Annotated in this window: 20 protein-coding genes; 16 read left to right on the forward strand and 4 right to left on the reverse strand. The window is 67.2% G+C overall.

The window, feature by feature from the left end; translation table 11 throughout:
- Nucleotides 1–38 precede the first annotated feature (38 nt).
- From C450_RS10570 to C450_RS10590, 5 genes are all read left to right on the forward strand, one after another.
- Nucleotides 39–1,487 carry an isochorismate synthase gene (locus C450_RS10570; protein ID WP_005043325.1) on the forward strand — a complete coding sequence of 483 codons (1,449 nt, stop codon included), beginning with the start codon at nucleotides 39–41 and terminating at the stop codon, nucleotides 1,485–1,487.
- On the forward strand, nucleotides 1,484–3,307 hold the full coding sequence (gene menD / locus C450_RS10575; protein WP_005043326.1) for a 2-succinyl-5-enolpyruvyl-6-hydroxy-3-cyclohexene-1-carboxylic-acid synthase: 1,824 nt from the start codon (nucleotides 1,484–1,486) through the stop codon (nucleotides 3,305–3,307). Before C450_RS10570 ends, menD begins: the two co-directional genes overlap by 4 nt.
- A 395-nt stretch (nucleotides 3,308–3,702) precedes the next feature.
- Nucleotides 3,703–4,629 (forward strand): 1,4-dihydroxy-2-naphthoyl-CoA synthase, encoded by a 927-nt coding sequence (locus tag C450_RS10580; RefSeq protein ID WP_005043328.1) that lies wholly within the window; start codon nucleotides 3,703–3,705, stop codon nucleotides 4,627–4,629.
- 99 nt (nucleotides 4,630–4,728) lie between these two features.
- Nucleotides 4,729–5,358: a TetR/AcrR family transcriptional regulator gene (locus C450_RS10585; RefSeq protein WP_005043330.1), complete on the forward strand. Its 630-nt coding sequence runs from the start codon at nucleotides 4,729–4,731 to the stop codon at nucleotides 5,356–5,358.
- Between the two features lie 571 nt (nucleotides 5,359–5,929).
- Nucleotides 5,930–7,084, forward strand: a complete 1,155-nt coding sequence (locus tag C450_RS10590) for an AI-2E family transporter (protein WP_005043331.1) — start codon at nucleotides 5,930–5,932, stop codon at nucleotides 7,082–7,084.
- A 53-nt stretch (nucleotides 7,085–7,137) separates the two neighbouring features.
- On the opposite strand, the gene C450_RS10595 is transcribed toward C450_RS10590, so the two are convergent.
- The 3 genes from C450_RS10595 to C450_RS10605 form a co-directional block, all read right to left on the reverse strand.
- Nucleotides 7,138–7,704 carry a nucleoside deaminase gene (locus C450_RS10595; RefSeq protein ID WP_005043333.1) on the reverse strand — a complete coding sequence of 189 codons (567 nt, stop codon included), beginning with the start codon at nucleotides 7,702–7,704 and terminating at the stop codon, nucleotides 7,138–7,140.
- Complete coding sequence (locus tag C450_RS10600; RefSeq protein ID WP_049910100.1) at nucleotides 7,688–9,028, reverse strand: OFA family MFS transporter; 1,341 nt, start codon at nucleotides 9,026–9,028, stop codon at nucleotides 7,688–7,690. Before C450_RS10600 ends, C450_RS10595 begins: the two co-directional genes overlap by 17 nt.
- 102 nt (nucleotides 9,029–9,130) lie before the next feature.
- Nucleotides 9,131–10,339, reverse strand: a complete 1,209-nt coding sequence (locus tag C450_RS10605; protein WP_005043337.1) for an MFS transporter — start codon at nucleotides 10,337–10,339, stop codon at nucleotides 9,131–9,133.
- Nucleotides 10,340–10,492: 153 nt separating this feature from the next.
- Here C450_RS10605 and C450_RS10610 point away from each other — a divergent pair, with 153 nt between their 5' ends.
- The 6 genes from C450_RS10610 to C450_RS10635 all read left to right on the forward strand — a co-directional run bounded on the left by C450_RS10610 (nucleotide 10,493) and on the right by C450_RS10635 (nucleotide 16,524).
- Nucleotides 10,493–11,437: a 1,4-dihydroxy-2-naphthoate polyprenyltransferase gene (locus C450_RS10610; RefSeq protein ID WP_049910102.1), complete on the forward strand. Its 945-nt coding sequence runs from the start codon at nucleotides 10,493–10,495 to the stop codon at nucleotides 11,435–11,437.
- Nucleotides 11,434–12,474: an o-succinylbenzoate synthase gene (gene menC / locus C450_RS10615; protein ID WP_005043340.1), complete on the forward strand. Its 1,041-nt coding sequence runs from the start codon at nucleotides 11,434–11,436 to the stop codon at nucleotides 12,472–12,474. The genes C450_RS10610 and menC overlap by 4 nt, the downstream gene beginning before the upstream one ends.
- Nucleotides 12,471–13,961, forward strand: a complete 1,491-nt coding sequence (locus C450_RS10620) for a class I adenylate-forming enzyme family protein (RefSeq protein ID WP_005043342.1) — start codon at nucleotides 12,471–12,473, stop codon at nucleotides 13,959–13,961. Before menC ends, C450_RS10620 begins: the two co-directional genes overlap by 4 nt.
- Nucleotides 13,962–14,217: 256 nt before the next feature.
- Entirely contained in the window at nucleotides 14,218–14,967 is a 750-nt protein-coding gene (locus C450_RS10625; protein ID WP_005043344.1) for an NRDE family protein, read from the forward strand.
- A 24-nt stretch (nucleotides 14,968–14,991) separates the two neighbouring features.
- Nucleotides 14,992–15,339, forward strand: coding sequence for a helix-turn-helix transcriptional regulator (locus C450_RS10630; protein WP_005043346.1), 348 nt, complete (start codon nucleotides 14,992–14,994; stop codon nucleotides 15,337–15,339).
- Nucleotides 15,340–15,516: 177 nt separating this feature from the next.
- The gene (locus C450_RS10635) at nucleotides 15,517–16,524 is read left to right on the forward strand and encodes a transcription initiation factor IIB (protein WP_005043348.1); all 1,008 of its coding nucleotides are present in this window, start codon (nucleotides 15,517–15,519) and stop codon (nucleotides 16,522–16,524) included.
- Between the two features lie 9 nt (nucleotides 16,525–16,533).
- On the opposite strand, the gene C450_RS10640 is transcribed toward C450_RS10635, so the two are convergent.
- Nucleotides 16,534–18,132, reverse strand: coding sequence for a long-chain-fatty-acid--CoA ligase (locus C450_RS10640; RefSeq protein WP_005043350.1), 1,599 nt, complete (start codon nucleotides 18,130–18,132; stop codon nucleotides 16,534–16,536).
- A gap of 566 nt (nucleotides 18,133–18,698) precedes the next feature.
- On the opposite strand from C450_RS10640, the gene C450_RS10645 reads away from it, so the two are divergent.
- From C450_RS10645 to C450_RS10665, 5 genes are all read left to right on the forward strand, one after another.
- Nucleotides 18,699–20,048 (forward strand): hypothetical protein, encoded by a 1,350-nt coding sequence (locus tag C450_RS10645; protein ID WP_005043352.1) that lies wholly within the window; start codon nucleotides 18,699–18,701, stop codon nucleotides 20,046–20,048.
- Nucleotides 20,049–20,105: 57 nt separating this feature from the next.
- Complete coding sequence (locus C450_RS10650; protein WP_005043354.1) at nucleotides 20,106–21,821, forward strand: glutamate--tRNA ligase; 1,716 nt, start codon at nucleotides 20,106–20,108, stop codon at nucleotides 21,819–21,821.
- A gap of 56 nt (nucleotides 21,822–21,877) precedes the next feature.
- Nucleotides 21,878–22,309 (forward strand): hypothetical protein, encoded by a 432-nt coding sequence (locus C450_RS10655; RefSeq protein WP_005043357.1) that lies wholly within the window; start codon nucleotides 21,878–21,880, stop codon nucleotides 22,307–22,309.
- 122 nt (nucleotides 22,310–22,431) lie between these two features.
- Nucleotides 22,432–22,761: a 4Fe-4S dicluster domain-containing protein gene (locus C450_RS10660; RefSeq protein ID WP_005043359.1), complete on the forward strand. Its 330-nt coding sequence runs from the start codon at nucleotides 22,432–22,434 to the stop codon at nucleotides 22,759–22,761.
- 118 nt (nucleotides 22,762–22,879) lie between these two features.
- Nucleotides 22,880–23,752, forward strand: a complete 873-nt coding sequence (locus C450_RS10665; protein WP_005043361.1) for an electron transfer flavoprotein subunit beta/FixA family protein — start codon at nucleotides 22,880–22,882, stop codon at nucleotides 23,750–23,752.
- Nucleotides 23,753–23,755: the final 3 nt, after the last annotated feature.

The following is a 23,755-nucleotide window of genomic DNA, read 5'->3' on the forward strand; positions in this document are numbered from 1 at the left end:
GGTGACGCGGCAATTACACCAACTCGTCGGTCGGCGTCGTGCTGACTTTCGTGATCGTTCGATCGATACGCGACGAGATGGCGAAAACCGGGCGAGAGCGGTGGAAGGACACGCTCAAGGGCTTGCCACCCGAACGTCCGGTAATGGAACAGGCAGGGAACGAAGGCCGACCGACGAACGTCGCGGGCGGGCGGTTGGTAAGCCGCACGCGGGAGGTTTCCGATCTGTCCTTTTCAGCATTTCTCGCCAGCCAGTCGGCACCGCGCGTGTCGTGGGCGACACCCGATGGGTTCGAACTGGTCGGCGGCGACGCGGCGGCCACGCTCACGGCCACCGGGCCCGACCGATTCGACACGCTCCGTGAAGACGCGGCGGCGCTGTTCGCCGACAGCGACACCGACGGACCACCTGCCGCACGCCCGCGGGCCATCGGCGGGCTCGCGTTCGACCCGTCGCACGAACCCGCTCCGCCGTGGACCGGGTTCCCTGGGGCTTTGTTCGTCGTCCCGCGGGTCCAACTCACTCGAGCCGACGATCGGACGTGGCTGACCGTCACGGCAGCCGGGCCGGACCTCGATCCAGCGACGGTCACGGCCGATCTCGATGCCGCTCACGACGCGATCACCGATCTGCCGATGATGCGCCCGAGCGGCGGCGGGCCGGGAGTCACCGCCACTCGACGGACTGCCTCGAAGGACGAGTGGACCGACGGCGTCGCGGCAGTCGTCGAGCGGATTCAGGCGGGCGACCTCCGGAAGGTCGTGCTCGCAACCGCCCTCGACGTCGACCTCGCCTCGTCGATCGACGTGCCAGGCACCCTCGAACGCCTCCGACGGACCTATCCGGAGTGCTATCGGTTCCTCGTCCAACCCACGGCCGAGTCCGGGTTTTTCGGTCCGCCGCCAGAGCGCCTCGTGAAGATCACGGGTCAGGCGGTCGAAACCGAGGCGCTTGCGGGATCGGTCGCGCGCGGCGACACGCCCGAAGCGGACGCCGAACTCGCGCGCTCGCTCGAAACCAGCGAGAAGATCCGCCACGAACAGGGGGTCGTGGTCGACGCCATCCGCGAACGGCTCGCGCCGCTCGGCGAGGTTCGGGTCGGCGAGCGCGGCGTTCGGAAGCTCGCGAACATCCAACACCTCCGGACACCGATCACCGCGACCCTCGACGACGATACACACGTTCTCGACGTCGTCGAGGCGCTTCACCCGACGCCCGCGGTCGGCGGGCTGCCGCCCGAGCGCGCGCGTGAGGTCATCCACGAGACCGAACCGTTCGATCGCGGGTGGTACGCCGCCCCGATGGGATGGTTCGACGCCGCGGGCGACGGCGAGTTCGCGGTCGGGATCCGATCGGCGGTCGCCGGTGGCCGCCACGCCCGACTCTACGCCGGTAACGGCATCGTCGCCGACTCCGATCCCGACGAGGAGTGGGCCGAACTCGGGCCGAAGTTCCGGCCCGTGCTCGACGAACTCGAACGCGAATGACTGGGGACGAGCGCGACTCCAGCAATTATTCGAACTGGCCGAACCGCAACACGCTCTGGGCCGAGACGTTCGTCGACGAACTCGCGAAGGGAGAGGTTTCGGCGGTCTGTATCGCGCCGGGCAGCCGCTCGACGCCGCTCACCGTGGCGTTCGCCGACCACCCCGAAATTCGAATCTTTTCCCACCTCGACGAGCGCTCGGCGGCCTTCTTCGCACTCGGGCGGGCGAAACGTACCGGCGAGGTCACCCCCGTGCTCTCGACCTCGGGGACTGCGACCGCGAACTTCCACCCCGCGGTGATCGAGGCGAACCAGGCGCGCGTCCCGCTGCTCGTGCTGACCGCCGACCGGCCGCCCGAGCTCCGCGACAGCGGCGCGAATCAAACCATCGACCAGGAGAAGCTGTACGGGTCGGCGGTCCGGTTTTATCGTGATCTCCCCGAACCCGCGGCCGACGGCCGAAAGCTCCGCTCGCTCCGGGTCGACGCTGCCCGCGCACTCGCGGCCAGCACTGGGACGCCGTCCGGTCCCGTGCATCTCAATTTCCCGCTCCGGAAGCCGCTCGAACCCATCCCCGTGTCGGGCGACGTGCCGGACGGGTTCGAGGACGACGAACCGCTCGCCGCGACGGGCCGTGACGGACCGTTCGTCCGGACCGAATCCGGCCGAGCCGAACTCGACGATCACAGCATAGAACGGGTTCGTGAGGGGCTCGCAACCGAGCGCGGCCTCGTCGTCGCCGGGCCGAGCACGACGCTCGACCCATCGGCGGTTGCCGCACTCGCGAGCGCGACCGGCTTTCCAGTGCTCGCGGACCCGCTCTCGGGGCTCCGATATGGTCCCCATCTCACCGAGCTCGACGTTCCCGTGTGTGGCGGCTACGACTCGTATCTCGACGCGCGCACGGTCGACGACTGGCCTGCTCCCGAAGTCGTCCTCCGGGTCGGCGCGTCGCCCACCTCGAAGGCCCTCAGAAACTACCTCCGCGACGCGGTACGGGGGTCGGGAACACGTCAGTTCGTCGTCGACCCGGCGGGCGAGTGGCGCGAGGCCACCTTCACGGCGAGCGATCTCGTGATCGCCGATCCGAACAGACTCGCGCGCAAGCTCGCGGAGCGGGCGGAGCGGGCGGAGCGGACCGACTCGTCTGCGAGCGAGGCGTGGCGCGAGCGATTTCGGACGGCCGAGACAGACTATTGGAACGCAGTTGAGGCTGCACACGACGACCAGTTCTTCGAAGGCACGATTCCGGGAGACGTGATCGCGAACGCACCCGACCCCGCAACGGTGTTCGTCTCGAACTCGATGACCGTACGCGACGCCGACCGGTTCGGGCGGCCCCGCGACGCCGGCCTCACCGTGCTCGGCAATCGGGGGGCGAGCGGGATCGACGGGATCGTGTCGTCGGGACTCGGCGTGGGGAGCACGACCGACGACCCGCTCGTGCTCGTGGTGGGTGATCTCGCCTACTACCACGACATGAACGGCCTGCTCGCGCTCTCGCGCTGCGGGGTCGACGCTACGATCGTCGTCGTCAACAACGACGGCGGCGGGATCTTCCGGATGCTCCCGATCGCCGAGTTCGATCCTCCCTTCACCGAGCAGTTCGAGACCCCACACGGTCTCGATTTCGCGCCGACAGCCGATATCTACGGCTTCGAGTTCGTCCGAGTCGACGAACGCGATGCGTTTCGGGACGCCTACCAGGCATCGCTCGAAAGCGCCGGCAGCCAGATCATCGAGGTCGAGTTCGATACTGGGACGAGCCACGAGTTCCGCGAGACGGTCCACGAGCGGGCGTGCGACGCGATCGACGAGTGAGGTCCGGTGGTGACTCTCGACAACTCTTCCCCGGGAGCCGCTGGACCGACGACCGATAGGCCTTCGGTCGCGCGGTACTACCGGCTGGCATGAGCGTTCTCAGCAGGCTCTTCGGGGCGAACTGGCGGTGCGGGTCGTGCGGGAAGGAGTACTACCGGAACCCGTCGACGTGCGGGAACTGCAACGGGACCGTTTTCGAACGAGCCTGATCCGGTTTCGGGCTCGTGGGTGAGGACCGGGGAGCCGCGCGGCCCGCGGCAGCGATCCGGCCCGACGCGGCGCTGCTGCCGGGCCGTCCTTGGGGAAGTACAAGCGCGCCCACTCCGGTTTCACGTACCGCTACCGACGGCCGCCGAACGACCAACCTTTTTCGGCTGTCGGCTCGGACGAGACGCATGGTTTCGGCCCTGTTCGATCCTGAGAAGTGGGAACCGATCGCCGAATTCGATTTCACGGACATCACCTACCACCGCGCCACCGAGTCCGGCACCGTCCGGATCGCCTTCGACCGACCCGCGGTCCGGAACGCCTTCCGGCCGGGAACGGTGGACGAACTCTACGACGCGCTCGATCACGCGAAACGCCAGACGGACGTGGGCTGTGTTCTCCTCACGGGGAACGGGCCGTCGCCGAAGGACGGCGGCTGGGCGTTCTGTTCGGGCGGCGATCAGTCGGTCCGTGGTGGATCTGGCTATGAGTACGGCGACAGTGACGGCAGTGACGGAACCGAAGACGAGCGTGAGTCGAACGACGACGACCAACCGAAGACGGGTCGGCTCCACATCCTCGAAGTCCAGCGGCTGATCCGCCACATTCCGAAGCCCGTGGTCTGCGTGGTGCCGGGCTGGGCGGTCGGTGGCGGCCACTCTCTCCACGTGGTCTGTGACCTCACGATCGCCTCCGCCGAGCACGCGAAGTTCCTCCAGACCGATCCCGACGTGGCGAGCTTCGACGGCGGGTTCGGCTCCGCGTATCTCGCGAAACAGATCGGACAGAAAAAGGCCCGTGAGGTGTTCTTCCTCGGGAAGACCTACGACGCCGACGAGGCCACCGAGATGGGGATGGTCAACGAAGCGGTGCCGCATGACGAACTCGAATCGACGGCGCTTTCGTGGGCTGAGACGATCAACGGCAAGTCGCCGACCGCGATCCGGATGCTGAAATACGGGTTCAACGCCGCCGACGATGGGATGGTCGGTCAGCAGGTCTTCGCGGGCGAGGCCACCCGACTCGCGTACATGACCGACGAAGCCCAGGAGGGACGCGAGGCGTTCATGGAAGGGCGGGAACCGGATTTCTCGGACGTTCCCTGGCATTACTGATCGCGTGAAACGGCTGATTCTGACGTCTCAGGCCCCGAGCAGGCAAGTGCTGCTCCTCGTAGCCAAGCCTGATGTCCGTGGAACGCCACGGTGCGGGCGATGAGCACTTCGGGGACCGATCGTGAGGCGGTCGATACCGGCGAGGAGATCATGGTTGCGACGTATCGCGCGCTCAGTAAACACGGCTACGCGAACCTCACGATGCAGGCGATCGCCGACGAGTTCGAGAAGACCAAGGCCGTCATCCACTATCACTTCGACACGAAGGACGACTTGCTCGTCGCCTTTCTCGATTACCTCCTCGATCGCTTCACCGAACGGCTCGCCGTCGGCGAGGACGCCGACCCGAACGACCGCCTCGACGCGCTCGTCGACGAGCTGTTGCTCGGGCTTGGCGACGACGACGAAGCGACCCGGAGCAACCACGAGTTCCACGCGGCGCTGCTCGAACTCCGGTCGCAGGCCCCGCACAACGACGCGTACCGCGCACAGCTCACCACGAACTACGAGCTCCTGGTGGACATGCTGACGGCAGTCATCGACGACGGTATCGAGCAGGGCGTCTTCCACGACGTCGACGCCGAGCAGACGGCAACGCTCGTGCTCGCGACCATGCTCGGCGGCCGCGTCCATCACGTCACGCTCGACCACGAGAACATGGCCGTCGAAGTGCGCGACGCCCTCGAAGCACAGGTACTCCGTGATCTCCGCGTCCCGGAGAGGACGTAAGGCTGTTACTTTCTCTCAAATCACGGATGGCTGGAGCACTCATCAAACACTGACTGACTGGTTAGTTAAAAAGGTAGCATGGACTAGCGACGGACGAACGAAGCGGTGGCGTCCGGTCGTTCCGATCGTCTCGATCGGCTCGCAGCAGGAGGCAACGGCGGCCGCGGTGACGAGCGGCAAAACGACAGGCAGCGCGACGACGTGGCTCGGTCGTGGGGTGTTCGCGTTTCGGCGGGAAGTTTGTGAACGTGGGGCTGTTCGATCTCGATAGACGTCATCCTCGCGCTCGCGGGTGATCTCGCCGCGCCCTTTGCGGCCAGTGCCGCGGCGGCCGCCCTCGGCGCGGTACTCGTCTACACCCAGGTCGAGGAGACGGTCACGTTCGATCAGGATCCAACAGCCGCTCCGGAAGCGATCGGCGAGGGTTCGGCGACCGGCGCGTCCGCCGACGACTGAGCCCGAGATTCGCCGTACCGGAACGGCGGGTGCGCTATCGTCGTGGTATCGCGACCACCGCTACATCGCTCGGAACGGCCCCGCAGTTTAGTATCCCTCCGGCTGGAATGCGGGTATGAACCTCGAACGAGGGGTGTTCGTCGCGGCGATCCTGGGTCTCGGGACGCTTTCGCTGTTGTTGGTCCTCCCGTTGCTCCAGTACGTCCTGCTCGCGGTGTTGTTGGGCTACGTTCTCCACCCGGTCCACGAGCGACTCGCACCGCGGATCGGGTCACGACTCTCTGCGGGCGGGCTCGTCGCCGGCACGGCGCTCGTGGTCTTGCTGCCGATCGGCGCAGTGATCGCCGTTGCGGCGAACCAGGCCGTCCAGGTGCTGACGGCCCTCCGGACCGGCCGGTTGGGGATCGACACGATCGAACGCTTCCTCCGCGAACAGGTCGGCGTCACGATCGATATCGGTGGCGCGATCGGCAGCACACTCACACCCGACGCGGTGCTCGGCGTGGTCGAGGGGCAGAGCGGTGCGGCGCTGTTCGGTCGTGCGGCGAGTCTGTTCGGCGGCCTCTCGAACGTGGTCATCGGCCTCACCGTGCTGGTGTTCCTCTCGTACTACCTCCTCACCGACGGTGTAGGGTTCGTTCGGTGGCTTCGGGACGTCGCCCCGGTCCCCGGGGACGACTGGGATGAACTCGTGGCACGCGTCGACCGCCTGCTCTGGGCGGTGATCGTCGGCAACGTCGCCGTGGCGACCGTCCAGGGCGTGCTCACCGGTATCGGGTTCGTTGTGGTCGGCTTCCCGAACACCGTCTTCTGGACGGTCGTCACCGTCGTGCTCGGACTTCTGCCGCTGATCGGTGCGTCGATCGTCTGGCTCCCCGCATCGATCTACCTGTTCGTCCTCGGTCGACCTCTCGCCGCCGTCGTGCTGTTCGTCTACGGAGCCACGCTCGTGAGCATCGCCGACAACTACCTCCGGCCGATGATCGGCGGTCGCGAGGCGGGTCTCAACCCCGGCCTGTTCGTCCTCGGCATCTCCGGCGGACTGTTCGTGTTCGGCTTCCTTGGTGTGTTCTTCGGCCCGGTCGTGCTGGGAACGTTGAAAGTCCTCGTCGAACTGTTCGCTCGGGATGGTACCACCCCGGACGCCTCCGAATCGTCCGATCGCCGTAGGCCGAGGCTCGGCCGACCGATGCTGGATCGCATGAGCGTTGGCTCGGCAACCGGCGTCGACACGCCGACGACGATCGACGACGACCAGCGCGCCAGTTGAACCACGACGACGGCCGCCGGCAGCCGCCGGCTGTCGGCAGCGGTCGGGATTCGTCAGTCGGACTCGTGGTGGATCCGTCGTCCTTCGTCGTTCAGGACGGGGCCGACGACGTCGGTAACGCCGTCGAGGATCGTCGCCGACCGGACCGACGGCTCGTTGCCGCCGAAGTCGGGGAGCTCGTCGCCACCGACGCTGTAAACCACCCGGCCGAGCTCCGCGGTACGCATCCCGCCGGCGCACATCGGACATGGCTCCGTGCTAGTGTACATCGCCATCCCTGCGCGTTCGTCTGGATCGAACTCCCGACACGCGCGATACGCGAGGTTGAGTTCGGGATGACGACGGACGTCGTCCTCGGTGAGTACGCGATTCGAGTCGACCATCACGACCGTATCGTCACGGACCAGCACCGAGCCATACGGGCGGTCGCCACGGTCCGTGGCCTCGCGGGCGAGTTCGAACGCCCGTCGCATGTGCGACTCGTGATCGAAGTCGTCGAAGTTCGAATCGCTCACGACCGTTCGTCGTCCGGTGGCTCGAATAACCCGTCGGCCGACATCGACCGCGATCGAGAGAACACCTCCAGTTCGATCCAGGCGACTCTCAGCTGGCCGCCGCATCGTCGGGCGGGCGCAACACGATCGCGCCGAGGCTGGCACAGATCGCCAGCGCCCCGCCGACGAGGAACGCCACCGACCAGTCGGTCGCGGCGACGAGCCAGCCCACGGCGGTGCCGCCGAACACGCCGCCGATCATCTTCGCGGAGTAGAGCACCGCGTAGTTCGTCGAGGAGTGTTCGTGACCGTAGTAATCGGCCACGAGGCTCGGGAACAGCGTGTACTGGGTGCCCTCGAAGAACGCGGCGACGGCGACCGCACCGAGAAAGCCGACGGACGTTCCGACCGCACCCATCCCGACGAGCGCGAACAGCCCGATCCCACAGAGCGCGAACGCCACCATCATCGATCGTTTCCGTCCGAGTCGATCCGAGATGCCGCCAACGCTCAGCCGCCCCACTCCGTCGGCGATCGGGAGCAGCGTCGCCGATGCCGTCGCGATCACCGCCGACAGGCCGACGTTCTCCGCGAACGGGATCAGGTTCGCCGCGAGCATGAGGTTCGCGCCGGAGATGCCGACGAACATCGCGTACAGCAGCCAGAACTGCCACGTCCCGACGACCTCCCGCCAGGTGTACTGGCGAGTACCGGATGCCGTGCCGTCCGTCGTGGCATCCGAACCGTCGTCCGTCCCCGAGTGCGCGCTCGTTCCGCCGTCGGCCTCCGTTTCCGCGCCGTCGGTCGCCGTGTCCGCGTCGCCGGACGCCGCCGACCTCTCGTCGCCGTTCACGAAGTCGGCTGGCGGATCACGGAGCACGAGCGCCCCGACGACGACTCCGACGGCGATCAGCAGGCCGATGTTCTGCAAGACCCCCGAGAACGCGTCGATCGTCGCGTTCGCCCGGACGTAGGGAACGAACAGCGCGCTCCCGGCGGCGAAGGCCATCGTCCCCGCACCGGTCGTGAGGCCGCGCCGGTCGGGGAACCACTTGACGGCGGTGTTGACCGCGACGGTGTAGACGATCCCGACGCCGATCGCGCCGAGGATGTAGAGGAGGTAGACGTGCCAGAGCTGGGTCGCGTGGGCGAGCCCGACGTAGCCACCGCCGGCGAGCACGCCCGCGAGCACCGTCAGGCCGCGTGGCCCGTGGCGATCGCGGACCCACCCCACCGGAAACTGCGATCCCGACTGGAAGACGACGTACAGCGTGAACACGAGCCCGAGCGCCGGCAGGGAGATGCCGAGGTCGTTTGCGAGCGGCCCCCGTATCGACGACCAGACGTACTGATAGGGGCTCACGAGCGCCATCATCACCACCGCGGCGGCGATCTGCCACCATCGTGAGAACCCGAGGATCTCGCGTGCGCGCTCGGCGTGGGTGCTCATCGATCTACCGACCACCGGACTCGGCTCGTACCCATCGTGCATCCGTCGGTGACCCGGGGCAAAAAAGAGATGCCGAATCGATCCGGTGGGTGGGTTAGTGACTCACTCACTCGGTTCGGGCGCACGCCACGCGAGGACGATCCCGAGCACCGAAACGACACCCGCGAGCAGGAACGCCGGTTGGTAGCCCACCCTGTCGATAATCCGGCCGGCGGCGATCGGGGCGACGAACGCGCCGAACAGCCCGACGCTCGTCAGCAGCGAGACCGCCGTGGTCCGCACCTCGGCGGCGACGACCTCGGCCACGTACGAGAACAGCAGACCGATGGCAAGCTGGACCGCAAAGCCGCTGACGACCAGCACCACGACGAGCACCGCGACCCGCGACACCACGGCGAACGCGACGACGGCGGGAGTCGCGACGACGAAAGCGGCCACGGCCACGGGGCGGCGACGACGGTCGAACACCCGATCCGAGAGCGCTCCACTGCTCGATCGCGAGACGACCCCGATCGCCGGGAAGAGCGCGGTCAGCACCCCACCCACCGCTAGCGGAACCCCGAACTGCTCGACCATGAAGCTCGGCAGCCACGTGTTGAGAAAGAGGTACAGCGAGTACGCGAGAAAACAGCAGGCACAGAGCGTCCACACAGCGGTATCGGTGAACAGGCGAACGAAACCGTCGCGGTCGGGGCTGTCCGTCTCGACATCGATCGATCGCCCGCGGGTCGCCAGCAGGAAGACGCCGAGGCCGACGACGGCGATCGCCGCGAACGCGGGCAAGATTGCGGGCCAGCCGAACGGCCGCGCGAGCAGCGGGCTCCCGAACTGGCCGAGCGCGAACCCGACCGGTGCGCTCGCGGTGAAGATCCCGACCGCAGTCGCGCGGATTTCGGGATCAACGGCGCGACCGACGGTGTTCGCGCCAGCGTTCCAGAAGAGGACGTACGCGATCCCGCCGAGCACGCGCGAGACGAGCAGCCACCAGTACGCGCCGGCCGCCGCCGCGAACCAGCCCCAGACGCCCGCCACGAGCAGTGCGATCCCACCGACCGTCATCGCCCGGCGCACCGAAACCCGATCGAGCGCGATCCCGACCGGAACGCTGGCGACGACAGCGGTCGCGTACATCACGCTCATCAGCCAGCCAGCCGCGCTCGCGTCGATCCCCATCGACGATCGAACCAGCGGCAGGACGCTCGCGGGTGCGATCTCGTAGGCTGCCGCGGCGGTCGAGAGCAGGAAGAAACCGACGACGAGCCCGACCGTCTCGTATCGCGACCGGCGATCAGAAGCCTCTGCGTAGCTCACGCCGGTGGTTCCCGGGGTGGCTACAAACCTCTTCGTCTTCGTGTCGTTACTATCCTCCGCCCCGTGTCGATCCTTCCACTCACTCCGTGTCGACGATCCGGGCTACCCCGTGAAACCGCAGTCACTATGCGACGGGAGGCCGATTTTCCGACAATGAGTACGCAGGAGGTTTCACGGCGGCAAGCGTGGGTGATGGCCGCTCGTCCACAGACGCTGCCGGCGGCCGCCGCGCCGGTGGTCGTCGGCACCGGACTCGCCGTCGGGACGGGTGCGTTCGCCCCGCTGCCCGCGCTCGCGGCGCTGATCGGCGCGCTCCTCATCCAGATCGGGACGAACTTCGCCAACGACTACTACGACGCCAAATCGGGCGTCGACTCCGACGACCGCGAGGGGTTTACCAGGGTTACTCAGTCCGGCCTCATCGCCCCCGCTGAGGTCCGGTGGGCGATGATCGGCACCTTCGCGCTCTCGATCCTCGTCGGCACCTACCTCGTGTGGGTCGGCGGCCTCCCGATCGTCGTGATCGGTCTCGCAAGCGTCGCCGCCGGAATCCTCTACGCTGGCGGCCCCTACCCGCTCGGTTCCTATGGACTGGGCGACCTGTTCGTGTTCGTCTTCTTCGGTCTGGTTGCCGTCACTGGCACCTACTACGTCCAGGCAGCCGCCACGGCCCCGCCTTTCCCGCTCCGTCCCCCACTCGGAACGCTGCCGGTCGCAGCCGTCGTCGCCAGCCTCCCGGCCGCGGCGCTCTCGACGAACATCCTCGTCGTCAACAACGTCCGTGATCTCGAAACCGACCGGGCAGCCGGCAAGCGCTCGCTCGCGGTCCTGATCGGCTACCGGTGGAGCCGGGTCGAGTTCCTCCTTTTGACGGGGATGGCATACGCCGTCCCGATCGTCTTCTGGCTCGCCGAGGACAGTCCCCTGGCGCTCGCCCCGCTACTCACGCTTCCCTACGCCGCGCGGATCGCTCGTACTGTCTTGACCAGAGCCGAGGGCACGGCGCTCAACCCCGCGCTCGAACGCGTGGGGAAGCTGCTCGCGGCCCACTCCGCCCTGTTCGCCCTCGGCCTCGCGATCCCGGGAGTGCTCGCATGAGGATCGAGCAGTTCTCGCTCGCGCTCGCCACGCCGCTCACGACCGCCCACGGCACCATCGACTCTCGCGAGGGGTTTCTGGTGTTCGTCGACGTGGACGGCACCCGCGGGATCGGCGAAGCGACCCCGTTGCCAGGCTGGACGGAATCGCTCGAAGCTTGCCGGGACGCACTCGATCGCGCTGGGCGAGCGGCCGAGACCGACGGTTGGGACGCGGCGTTCACGACACTCACCAACGCCGACGAGCCGGCGGCCCGCCATGGTCTCGCGCTCGCGCTCTGCGATGCGCGCTCACGGGCGGCCGATGTCCCGCTGTACCGCCATTTCGGTGGCGAACACACGAAACGAGTTCCCGCGAACGCGACCATCGGCGACGGCGGGGTCGAGGAGACCGTCGTTGAGGCCACCGAAGCGATCGAACAGGGGTTCTCGACGCTCAAGATCAAGGTCGGTGCGCGCGAGGTCGCCGCAGACATCGCCCGTATCGACGCCGTTCGGAACGCGGTCGGCGACAATGTCACGCTCCGCGCCGACGCGAACGGCGCGTGGAGTCGCGAAGAAGCCCGGACCGCGCTCGACGCGTTCGTCGATCTCGATGTCGCGTTCGTCGAACAGCCGCTCGCCGCGGACGATCTCGCGGGCCACGCCGCGCTCCGTGGTGGGTCGGTCGGGATCGCGCTCGACGAGGCGCTCGCTGAGCACGCCGTCGAAACGGTCCTGGCTGCGGATGCGGCGGACGTGCTCGTCGTGAAACCGATGGTGCTTGGCGGGCCGGATCGCGCGAGGGAGGCCGCACTGCGCGCTCGCGAGGCCGGCCTCGACGCGGTGGTCACGACCACGATCGATGGCGCGCTCGCGCGGACGGGGGCGGTCCACGTCGCCGCGAGTCTTTCCAACCCGCCCGCTTGTGGCCTCGCGACCGCCGACCGGCTCGCCGAGGATCTGGTTCCCGACCCCGCGCCGATCGCGGGCGGCGAGGTGTGTGTCCCGCAGGCCCCTGGAAACGCTCCGGACCCTGATCTCTCGGAAGAACGATGAACGACGTTCTCGCCCATCGCACCCGCGCGACGCCCGACGCGACCGCGCTGATCGACGCTGGCAGCAGACAGGAGTGGAGTTACGCGGAGCTCGATGCGGCGGTCGATCGGACTGCGGGCCACCTCGTGGGACTGGGGATCGAGCCGGGCGACCACCTCGGCTGCCTCCTCGACACCCACCCCGCCGCCGTCCGGCTGCTCCACGCCGCGCTGCGGCTCGGCTGCGTGCTCGTCCCGTTGAACACCCGGCTGGCTCCGAACGAGCTTGAAGACCGAATCGAACGGGCCGATCTCGCAGCCCTGATCTGTGGGGCCGACACCGAAGCGAGTGCGGTCGGGGTGAGCGAGGTTCCGGTCGCCTCCGTCGATGCCACGGAACACGCGGCCGTCACAGCGCTCGCCGATGTCGAGACGGTCGAGTTCGAGCCGGCGACGTGGTCCCGCGACGATCCGTGTCTCATGCTCGCCACCTCCGGCACCACCGGCCGGCCGAAGCTCGTCGTGCTCACGATCGGGAACCTGATCGCGAGCGCGGTCGCCTCGGCGTTCCGGCTCGGCGTCCTCCCCGGCGATCGGTGGCTGAGCCCGCTATCGGTCTACCACATGGGGGGGCTCGCGCCGATCGTGCGCTCCGCGCTCTACGGAACTGCAGTCGTGCTCGTCGACGATGACGGAACGGGGTTCGACGCCGCGAGGGCTCGCCACGCGCTCGTCGAGTACGACTGCACGGGCGTGTCGCTCGTCCCGACCATGCTCCGACGGCTGCTCGACGCCGGCGACCTCCCCGACTCGTTCCGATTTGTCCTCCTCGGCGGTGCGCCAGCGTCGACGGATCTCATCGAGCGATGTGCGCGCCGAACGGTTCCTGTGCATCCGACCTACGGCATGACCGAGACGGCCTCCCAGGTCGCCACCGCTCGTCCCGAGACGGCGTTCGCCCACTCGGGTACTGTCGGCCAGGCGCTCGTCGGGACCGACCTCACCGTGATCGATGCTGCGGGAGAGCGCGTCGATCGCGGCGAGACGGGCGAATTCGTCGTCTCGGGGCCGACGGTGTTCGCGGGCTACTACGACGATCCCGACGCCACCGCGGCGGCGTTTTCCGAGCACGGCTTCCACACCGGCGACGTCGGCCACCGCGACGCCGAGGGCCGGCTGTGGGTCACGGGCCGACTCGACGAACGGATCGTCACCGGCGGGGAGAACGTCGATCCCGAAGCGGTCGCAAGCGCGCTTCGCGCCCATCCAGCCGTGGACAGCGCAGCAGTCGTGGGTCTCGACGATCCCGAGTGGGGTGAGCGCGTCGGTGCGCTCGTCGTCAGGGAGAAGGACCTCGACGCCGCGACGCTACGGACTCACTGCCGAGAGCGCCTCGCTGGTTTCGAGATTCCACGCACGATCGGGTTCGTCGATTCGCTCCCCCGGACGGCCTCCGGTACCGTCGAGCGCGATGCAGTTCGGGAAATCCTCCGTGAACGGGGCGATTGACCGACGAAACGCGAACGGAACGGAGAAATGGGATACCGTCGGCGAGCTCCGCGGACCACGGGTCACAAATAACCGCACTACACCACACACCTCCCCAACCGATTCCTTCACTCGCGCTTCGCGCTCGCTCAGTCATCCCTCGCACGAGTCGCGCGCCGATGGCGCGCTCTCGCGCGCCACCCGCACCGTCATCCGCAGCAACACGGCACGCCGTCGCACCAGCGGCGTTTAGGTTCCCCATCGCCAATGGGAGTCCATGTGTACGCTCGTCGTCGCCTGGCAGGTCTTCGCCGACCACCCCGTGGTCGTGGCGGCCAACCGCGACGAGGCGCTCGATCGGCCCTCCGAACCGCCCGCGGTGATCGGCGAGGGTCCGGGTGTGATCGCGCCACGCGACGCCGACGCCGGCGGGACGTGGATCGGGTACAACGAACATGGAATCTTCGTCGCGATCACCAACCGCTGGACCGACGCCGACCTCGCTGGCGAGCGCTCGCGCGGCCTACTGGTTCGTGACGTGCTCGACTGTGAGTCCGCCGAGGACGCCGCCCGACTCGCCGAACGCGCCGTCGAGGACGACGAGTACGAGGGGTTCAATCTCCTCGTCGCGGACGCGAACGCCGCCGTGCTCCTCGAATGGGACGGCGGGCTTCGGACGACGACCCTCGATCCGGGCGTCCACGTCGTGATGAACGTCGGCGCGATCGGGCGCGTCACGATCCCGGCGTCGTGGCCCGAACGCGGCGAACAGCAGGCTGCGAACGGACGGCAGGTCCGCGAGACGCTCCAGCCCGAACCAGGCGAGGGTGCTCGGGAGTGGCGCGACCGGGCCGCCGACGTGCTCGGCGATCACGACTATGGGGTGTGCGTCCACCACGAGGAGTTCGACTTCGGCACCCGGTCGTCGTCGCTGCTCACGATCGATGCCGACGGCACCGGAGAGTACCAGTACGCCGACGGGCCGCCGTGCCGAACGGAGTTCGAGCCGGTCGAAAGCCAACTTTAACCCACCCCCGTTCGTTGAGAGACCATGAGCACGGCAGCCGAAGGCGACCTCTCGGAGGACGAACGCGCCGGTCTCGAACTCGTCCGCACGACCGGGGGCATCCATCAGAGCGAGTTCTGGAAAGAACTCGACGTGAGTTCGCGCAAGGGGAGCCGGATCGCCGAATCACTGGAGGAACGCGGTCTCGTCCAGCGCGAGGACACCGTCTACGAGGGCCACAACACCTACTACATCGCTCCCGCCGCGCGCGACCTCGATTTCTCCCTGCTGATGGCGGGCAACAACCTCTCGCCGCTGGTCGGGGAGGAGGACGTCGAACCCGAGAGCGACGCCTTCTCCCAGTGGATCATGCAGCTCGCGTACGAGGGCTGACACACCTGACTCTACCGCACTGGTGGCCGTTTTCAGCCGATTCAGGGCCTGAAACACCGATCCTCCCGCGGATCTTGGCCGAGGGTTTAAACGGCTTCGGACCCTACTTACTGGTGTAGCAATCCCTGCATAGCCGCTGTAATCACCCATTCGAGCACCCGCTCACCCGTAGTCATCTTGGAAGGAAACACAACCCGAACCCGCACGCACGAACCGAACGAACACACCGACGAGCAATCGCGCGAACGCACCGCGGACGAGACCGAACGAGTCTGTCCCGAGTGTGGCGGTCGACTCGTGAACGACGCCGAACACGGCGAGACCACCTGCGCCGAGTGTGGTCTCGTCGTCGACGAGAACGAGATCGATCACGGCCCCGAGTGGCGCGCCTTCGACTCGGCCGAGCGCGACAGGAAAAAGCGCACCGGCGCGCCCACGACGAAGCTGATGCACGACGAGGGCCTGTCGAGCCAGATCGGCTGGCAGAACAGGGACGCCAACGGCAACGCGCTGAGTGCGCGCAAGCGCCAGCGGATGCAGCGCCTGCGCACGTGGGACGAGCGCTTTCGGACCCGGAACTCGAAGGAGCGCAACCTCAAACAGGCGCTCGGCGAGATCGAGCGCATGGGGAGCGCACTCGGCGTCCCGAAGGACGTCCGTGAGACCGCGAGCGTCATCTACCGCCGCGCGCTCGCGGAGGACCTCCTGCCTGGCCGCTCGATCGAGGGCGTCTCGACTGCGGCGCTCTACGCCGCGATCCGCCAGATGGGGCTCCCCCGGAGCGTCGAGGACGTCGCTGCGGTCACGCGCGTCGACGAGATGGAGTTCAAGCGCGCCTACCGCTACATCAATCAGGAGCTCGGCCTCGAAATCGGTCCGCCGGACCCCCAGCAGTACGTTTCGCGGTTCGCCTCCGATCTCGATGTGAACGACGAAACCGAGCGACGCGCCCGTGATCTGCTGCGGACGGCCCAGGAACAGGCCGCCCACAGCGGCAAGAGTCCCGTCGGGCTCGCTGGCGCTGCGCTCTACGCCGCCGGACTCCTCACCAACCGAGAGCTCACCCAGAACGAGGTCAGCGAAGTCGCTGGGGTGAGCAACGTGACGATCCGGAACCGGTACCACGAACTCCTCGAAATCGAGAGCGATACCGACGCCGCGAGTCCGTCCACGGCGACCGCCTAAACGGGCGGCTCAGCCCTGGCCGACGAGCCGATCCTCGTCTTCCCAGAAGTCCTGGCGGAGCTGGTACTTCTGGACTTTTCCCGTCGCAGTCTCGGGGAGATCCTCGACGAACTCGACCTTTTTCGGGACTTTGAATCGGGCAAGATGGTCGCCAGCGAACTCTCGGACAGCGTCGCTCGTCAGATCCGCGTCCGCCTTCTGGACGACGAGCGCGGTCACCGCCTCGCCCCACTCGTCGCTCGGCGTCGGGATCACGGCAGCCTTGGAAATGTCGGGATGGTCGTAGAGCACGTCCTCGACCGCGATCGACGAGACGTTCTCGCCCCCGGAGATGATGATGTCTTTCTCTCGGTCCTGAATCGACACCATCCCGTCCTCGTCGATCGTGGCGAGGTCGCCAGTGTGGAAATAACCTGTGAGCTTGGCGTTGAACGCCTCCTCGGTGATCTCGGGTTTGTTGAGGTAGCGATCCATCACCTGGTTGCCCGCGACCACGATCTCGCCGAGGGTGTCGCCGTCGTCCGGGACGTCGTTGCCGTCGTCGTCGACCACGCGAACGTCGGTGGCGATCATCTCCGCACCCTGGTTGATCTTGAGATCCCGGCCGCGCTCGGCGAGGCGCCGCGGCGAGTTCGACGTGGTGATCATCGGCGCGGTCTCGGTCAGTCCGTAGAGGTGGATGATCCGCCACCCGATCTCGTCCTCCACAGTCTGGAGGGTCGCGGTCGCGGGCGCGCTGCCGGCGGTCGAAATCCGAACGTCACGATCACCCATCGTCACGATGTCGGGGTTGTCCTCGTAGTGGGCGATGAGCCGGTTCAACACCGTGGGCGCGCCGGAGAGATACGACACGTCGTGCTCGCGGACTCGCCGGAGCGTTCCCTCGGGTTCGAACGTCCGCTGGCAGACGTGCGTGCCGCCCATCCCCGTGATGGCGTAGGTGTGCCCCCACCCGTTGCAGTGGAACATCGGCAGCGTCCAGAGATAGGTGTCGTCGTCCGCGACCTCCATGTGCTGGTTCAACACGAGCGCGTGCCAGTGCTCGGTCCGGTGGGTCCTGACGACGCCCTTCGGATCGCCGGTCGTGCCCGATGTGTAGTTCACCGAGGCGTCGTCATCCTCCGCGATGTCGGGTCGCTCCGGCGTGTCGGTCGAGGCCCCGGCGAGCCACGCCTCGTAATCGGTCCAGTCGCCCTCGATGTCGTCGGCCTCGTAGCCCACGAACGCCTCGGCCGGCACCGAGTCGCGGACCGCTTCGACGTTCTCGGCGTAGTCGTAGTCCGCGATCACGACCCCTGCCTCGGAGTCGTTGAGGATGTACTCGAAATCGTCGGGCGTGAGGAGGTAGTTCATCGGCACGAACACGCCGCCGATCTGGTTCACGCCGTAGAGGGTTTCGAGGAAGTAGTGGGTGTTCGGCGAGAGCAGCGCCACACGGTCGCCCTGTTCGACACCCATCTCCAGAAGGGCGTTCGAGACCTGGTTCACCCGATCGGCGAACTCGGCGTACGTATATTCGGTTCCGTCGTGGGCGACGACGCCAACGACGTCGTCGTAGCACTCAACGGCGCGGTCGAGGAAATCGGTGGTCAGCATCTCCACCTTCATGAACGATCGGTGGTTTCGGGGGCCGGGACTAAGCCCTTTCGGACCCCCCACTTTTTCGAGAGGGCCGGAAGGAGCAAGCGAAGCGAGCGACTGAGGTCCCTCTCGAAAACCTGTTCTGCCGAGTGAGCGGCGAACCGCGCTCGCTTTGCTCACGGCTCGTACCTCGTCGTTCGCATCGAGGTGCTCACTCCGTTCGCACCTCGCGCCGCTCGCGCGGATACGACGCTTACCGCGACTGCAAACCGCACAGCACCGCCGAAGCCCTCGCTCGTTTCACTCGCTCACGGGTCGTTCCTCCCCGTTCGCGCGTTCGGCGGTGCTCACTCCGTTCGCACCGCCCGACGCTCGCCCTTCATCCGCTGTCAGAGAGATCTCCGACAAGCCTCGTGCTCGTTTCACTCACACGAGACGCCAGGAGAGCGTTGCTCTCCTGAGCCTCGATTCGCTGCGCTCATCGAGACACCAGGCCCGCACCGCCACCACACCGCTTCCAGACTACGGCCCGTCAACGGCACACGCTTCCCACCAGCCGGGGTTTTTGTCGACACTGGCCGTTGGTTTCGCCAATGGATCACACCAGACGGCGCGCGCTCGCGGCCATCGCCACGGGGTCGGTGCTCGCCGGCTGTGGCAGCCAGTCCGAATCGACCGCGACGACCGATCGGATGACGTCGAACGCAACACAGCGAAGGCGAACACGGACCGCTCGTCCGCTCGAAACGGCCGGTGATCGAGCGTTCGGCTACACGTACGTCCGCCCCAGCGGCAATCGATTCGTCGCTGGACGGGGAGCCCTCCCCGACACCGAGCCGGTGGAGATCGGCCTCGGCGAGACGCCACAGTGGCTCGTCGCTCTCCCGCTCGCCACCGGAAGCCTCTGGGCCGTCGTGGGAGAGCGCGGCCAGGCGGAGGCGTTCGTCGTCCGCGACGGCAACGCCACACCGACGCCGATCACACCCGAACGCCTTCCGCCGGAGACACCGCCGCTATTGACTGTCATCGAGGGGAACGCGCGTCTCGTCACCGGTCCACAGAACGCCTCGAATCTGAGCCAGCCGCTCGTACTCGACGACGGACGGCGACTCTCCGTCCTCCAGAACGGCGACGTCGTGCTCACCGGGAAGTCGGGAACCGAACGGGCGCGCGTGACGATCGACGCGCTCCCCGACGCCCGCCCCGTCCGCGCGGGCGGGCGCGTCGCGGTGCTCGCCGGCCGAACCACCCGGTACGACCACGGGGTGCTCGGCGACGGGATCGAAGCCGAGCGGTGCGTCCTCCTCGATCCAGATGACCTCGCGATCACGGAGCGGATCGAACCCGCTGGCGTCGTCGAGGGTACCGCGCCGATACTCGCCTCACTCACCGGGGACGACGACAGCGAGGTGATCGTCACCGTTGGCGACGCCGAACGCGGCGCGCGAGTCGTCGCGTTCGATACCGATGGATCGCGACTTGCCGCCGGCCAGGCGTTCGACAGCGGCTATCACTGGCGGCACCAGCTCGCGGTCGCACCGTTCGCGGTCGACGGCGTCCCCGAACTCGCGGCCGTCGAGACGCCCCACGTCGGCGGCACAGTCAGGTTCTACCGGCGGGAGGGCGAGGCACTGCGAGTCGTCGGCTCCGTGTCGGGCTACGCCTCGCACACCATCGGCTCGCGCGTTCTCGACGGGGCGGTCGCCGGTGATTTCGATAGTGACGGCCGGCCCGAGCTGCTCGTCCCGGACGACTCGCGGACCCACCTCGGAGCCGTCCGGCGGACCGAGGACGGCGCGCGAGAGGAATGGGAACTGCCGATCGGCGGCACGCTCACGACCAACGTCACGGGGACCAGGATCGCCGACGGCGGCGTCGCGGTCGGCGTCGCGGTCGGCGTCGGTCACGCCGATGGCGTACGGATCTGGCAGTCGCCGGCCTGAGTTGGTGACCGATCCCGATCCGGGTAGTTTTCACCGAGCGCCGCCGTGGCCCCGGTAATGAACGACGAACTCCGCGAGCGGATCGAACACGAAGCCGAGAAGCACGCCCTGCTCAATGCGGTCAAACACGGGAGCGAAGCCGATGTCGGGGCGGTCGTCGGGCCCCTAATGGGCGAGAATCCGGAGTTCAGGGAACACGGTGACGAGGTACCGGGCGTCGTCGCCCCGGTCGTCGAACGGGTGAACGAACTCGACACCGAGGGCCGCGAGAAGCGCCTCGACGTCGTCGCCCCGGATCTGCTCGCCGAACTCGAAAGCGAGGACGAGGCCGACGACCACGCACTACCGGACCTGCCGAACGTCGACGAGGACATGGACGTTCGGATGCGCCTCGCACCCAACCCCAACGGCCCGTGGCACATCGGCCACGCGCGCATGCCCGCCGTCGTCGGTCGGTACAAGGAACGCTACGACGGCTGGATGCTCTGCCGGTTCGACGACACCGATCCCGAGACCAAGCGCCCCGATCTCGAAGCCTACGACGCGATCCTCGACGCGATCGAGTATCTGGGATTCGAGCCCGACGAGGTGGTGCGCGCCTCCGACCGGATGGAGACGTACTACGAACACGCGCGCGCGCTGATCGACCACGGCGGCGCGTACACCTGCTCGTGTCCCGCCGAGGAGTTCTCCGACCTGAAGAACGACGGCGAGGCGTGTCCGCACCGCGACAAAGATCCCGAGACGACCCGCGAAGAGTTCGAAGCGATGGTCGACGGCGAATACTCGGCGGGCGAGATGGTGCTCCGTGTCCGGACCGACATCGAGCACAAGAACCCCGCACTCCGGGACTGGGTCGCCTTCCGGATGATCGACACACCCCACCCCCGCGAGGAAGCCAGCGAGTACCGGTGCTGGCCCCTGCTGGACTTCCAGTCGGGGATCGACGACCACCTGTTCGGAATCACCCACGTCATCCGCGGGATCGACCTTCAGGATTCGGCGAAGCGCCAAGGATTCCTCTACGACTACTTCGACTGGGAGTATCCTGAAGTCACCCACTGGGGTCACGTCCAGCTCGACGCCTACGACATCAAAATGAGTACCTCGACGATCAAGGAGCACATCGAGGCGGGCGATCTCGACGGCTGGGACGACCCGCGCGCACCAACCATCGCGAGCCTCCGACGACGCGGGATTCGCGGCGGAGCCATCACCGACGCGATGAGCGAACTCGGAACCTCGACGTCCAATGTGGACCTCGCGATGAGTTCGATCTACGCTGCGAACCGCGACCGCATCGACGACGAAACCGACCGTGCCTTTCTCGTCCGGGACGGCGTCGCAAAGACCGTCATCGGCGGTCCCGAAACCGGCACTCCCCCTGTGCATCCGAACCACGAGGACCGTGGCGTCCGCGAGATTCCGGCCGAGGGTGGGGTACTCGTCGAGCCCGACGACGTGCCGCCGAACGGAAAGCGGGTCTGGCTCAAAGGCTACGGCCCCGTGCGCCACACCCGCGATGCCTTCGAGTTCACCGGCGAGGGGATCGAGATCGTCCGAGAGGAGGACGTTCCGGTGGTTCACTGGGTCCCGGCCGAGGACAACCGCCCGCTCCGCCTGCGGACGCCCGACGGCGATGTCGAAGGACATGCAGAACCCGGGATCGACGACTACGCGTCCGGCGAGATGGTCCAGTTCGAACGAATCGGCTTCGCACGGATCGACGCCCACGCCGACGGTCGGACGGTCGCGTACTTCGCGCATCCGTAGAGTTCGATTCGTTGGCCCAACGCTTTTGCCGCCTGCGGCCCCTACGACCGGCGATCATGACTGGAGCAGAACTCACGGAGTACGTCGAGGGTATCGTTCACGAGGACACCCAGGTCGGCGAACACGGACTCGACCTGACGGTTGCGGGGATTCAGGTCGTCGAGAAACCGGGCCGTGTAGACTTCGGCGGCGGTGAACTCGAAGCCGCGACGACCACACCACACGAAACCACGCAGCGAAATCCCGACGACGACTACGAGTGGTGGGAGCTCGACGCGGGCCAGTACCTCGTCCGATTCAACGAATGGGTGGACGCCAACGAACCGCTCGTGTGCCAGACGCGCGAGGCGGTCCGGGATCGGGGCGCGTTCCACCCCACGCTGTTCGTCCGGGAGCTCGAACGCGCTCCGCTGTCGGTTCCGACGGGTGGTATCCGACTCAAGGAAAACGCGCGGGTGTCGACGCTGTTTTGCTTCCCCCGTTCGTAGCGAGTTCCAAGCCGACCCGGAATCGCGGACGGTGATCGATCGTCACCCGCACGTCGATCCCGTCGACGGGCGATCGCTCGGTCCAAAGCTTAAGTAGACTCCTGTCGTGACCTTCGGTACCGATGGCCATCGATCCCGAATTCGAACAGAACCGCGAGATCGTCGACGAACACGAGGGCCACGACGTCTGGGGGCCGGTCGAGGAACCCGACGAGCTGGGGATCCACGGCACCCACGTCGCGGTCGACTTCGACCTCTGCATCGCCGACGGGGCGTGTCTGGAGGACTGCCCCGTGGACGTCTTCGAGTGGGTCGACTCACCCGACCACCCCGAGAGCGAGATCAAGGCCGACCCAGCAGAAGAAGCCCAGTGCATCGACTGTATGCTCTGTGTCGACGTCTGTCCCGTCGACGCGATCGACGTCGACGCGGGTCGGGCAGGCCGTACCTAAGGGGCAATCGTTCCCGGCGGACCGACGACGAGTACCGGCAAGAATCTACGACAGACCAACACGGTAATAGTCGGCGAGAGGCTATGCCAGAGAGAGCCACCCGGGAGTATCCATACCAATGCACTCAGTCGTTCTGACGAAAGGCGTACCGGATTTCCGCGAGGGACAGGTCGCGTTCGACGAGGACGGACATCTCGAACGTGGAAACACTCCGACAGTGATGAACCCCAACGACAAGCACGCGCTGCGGACCGCCCTCCAGACCAAGGTCCGTCACGGGGGCCAACTCAGCGTGATGAGCATGGGGCCGCCTGGCTACGGCGACGTGCTCCGGGAGGCGATGGAAATGGTCTATGCCGACGACCTCTACCTCCTCTCGGACCGCGAGCTCGCCGCCTCTGACACGTGGGCGACCGCGATCACGCTCGCGACCGGGTTGCAGAAACTCGACGAGCAGCCCGATCTGGTGTTCGCGGGGTTCAAAACCGCCGACGGCGAGACCGGCCACACCGGCCCGCAAGCGTGCTGGTGTCTCGACTGGCCGATCATCACGCACGTCGTCGCGCTCGATGTCGACGAGGACGACAATACTGTTCGAGCGAAACGTCTCGTCGAGGGCGACATCGAAGAGATCGAAACCGTCGAGGCCCCGATGCCCGCGTTCATCGTCGCCGATCCCGAGTTCGAGCCCACCTACCGCAAGGCCTCGCATCGACTCACGCTCAAGGACCTCCAGGCGGAGACCGAAGCGCGTGCGGAAGACCACGAGGAGCACCTGACGACGTGGGATCACGCGGACCTGAATCTCGACCCGGACTACATCGGCCTCGACGGGTCGCCAACTATCGTTTCGTCCGTGGACCCGATCCCGAAAGCGCCAGCAGAACGCGAGGCCACGATGGTCGATCCCGACGACGGAGAGGGAATGAGCGAGGTGCTTGAGGCGATGGAACCGTTCGCCGACGGGCGATCGGAGGCGGCGGGTGACTGATTC

It is taken from the genome of Halococcus salifodinae DSM 8989 (assembly GCF_000336935.1).
In the GTDB taxonomy this organism is placed as follows: Archaea; Halobacteriota; Halobacteria; order Halobacteriales; family Halococcaceae; genus Halococcus; species Halococcus salifodinae.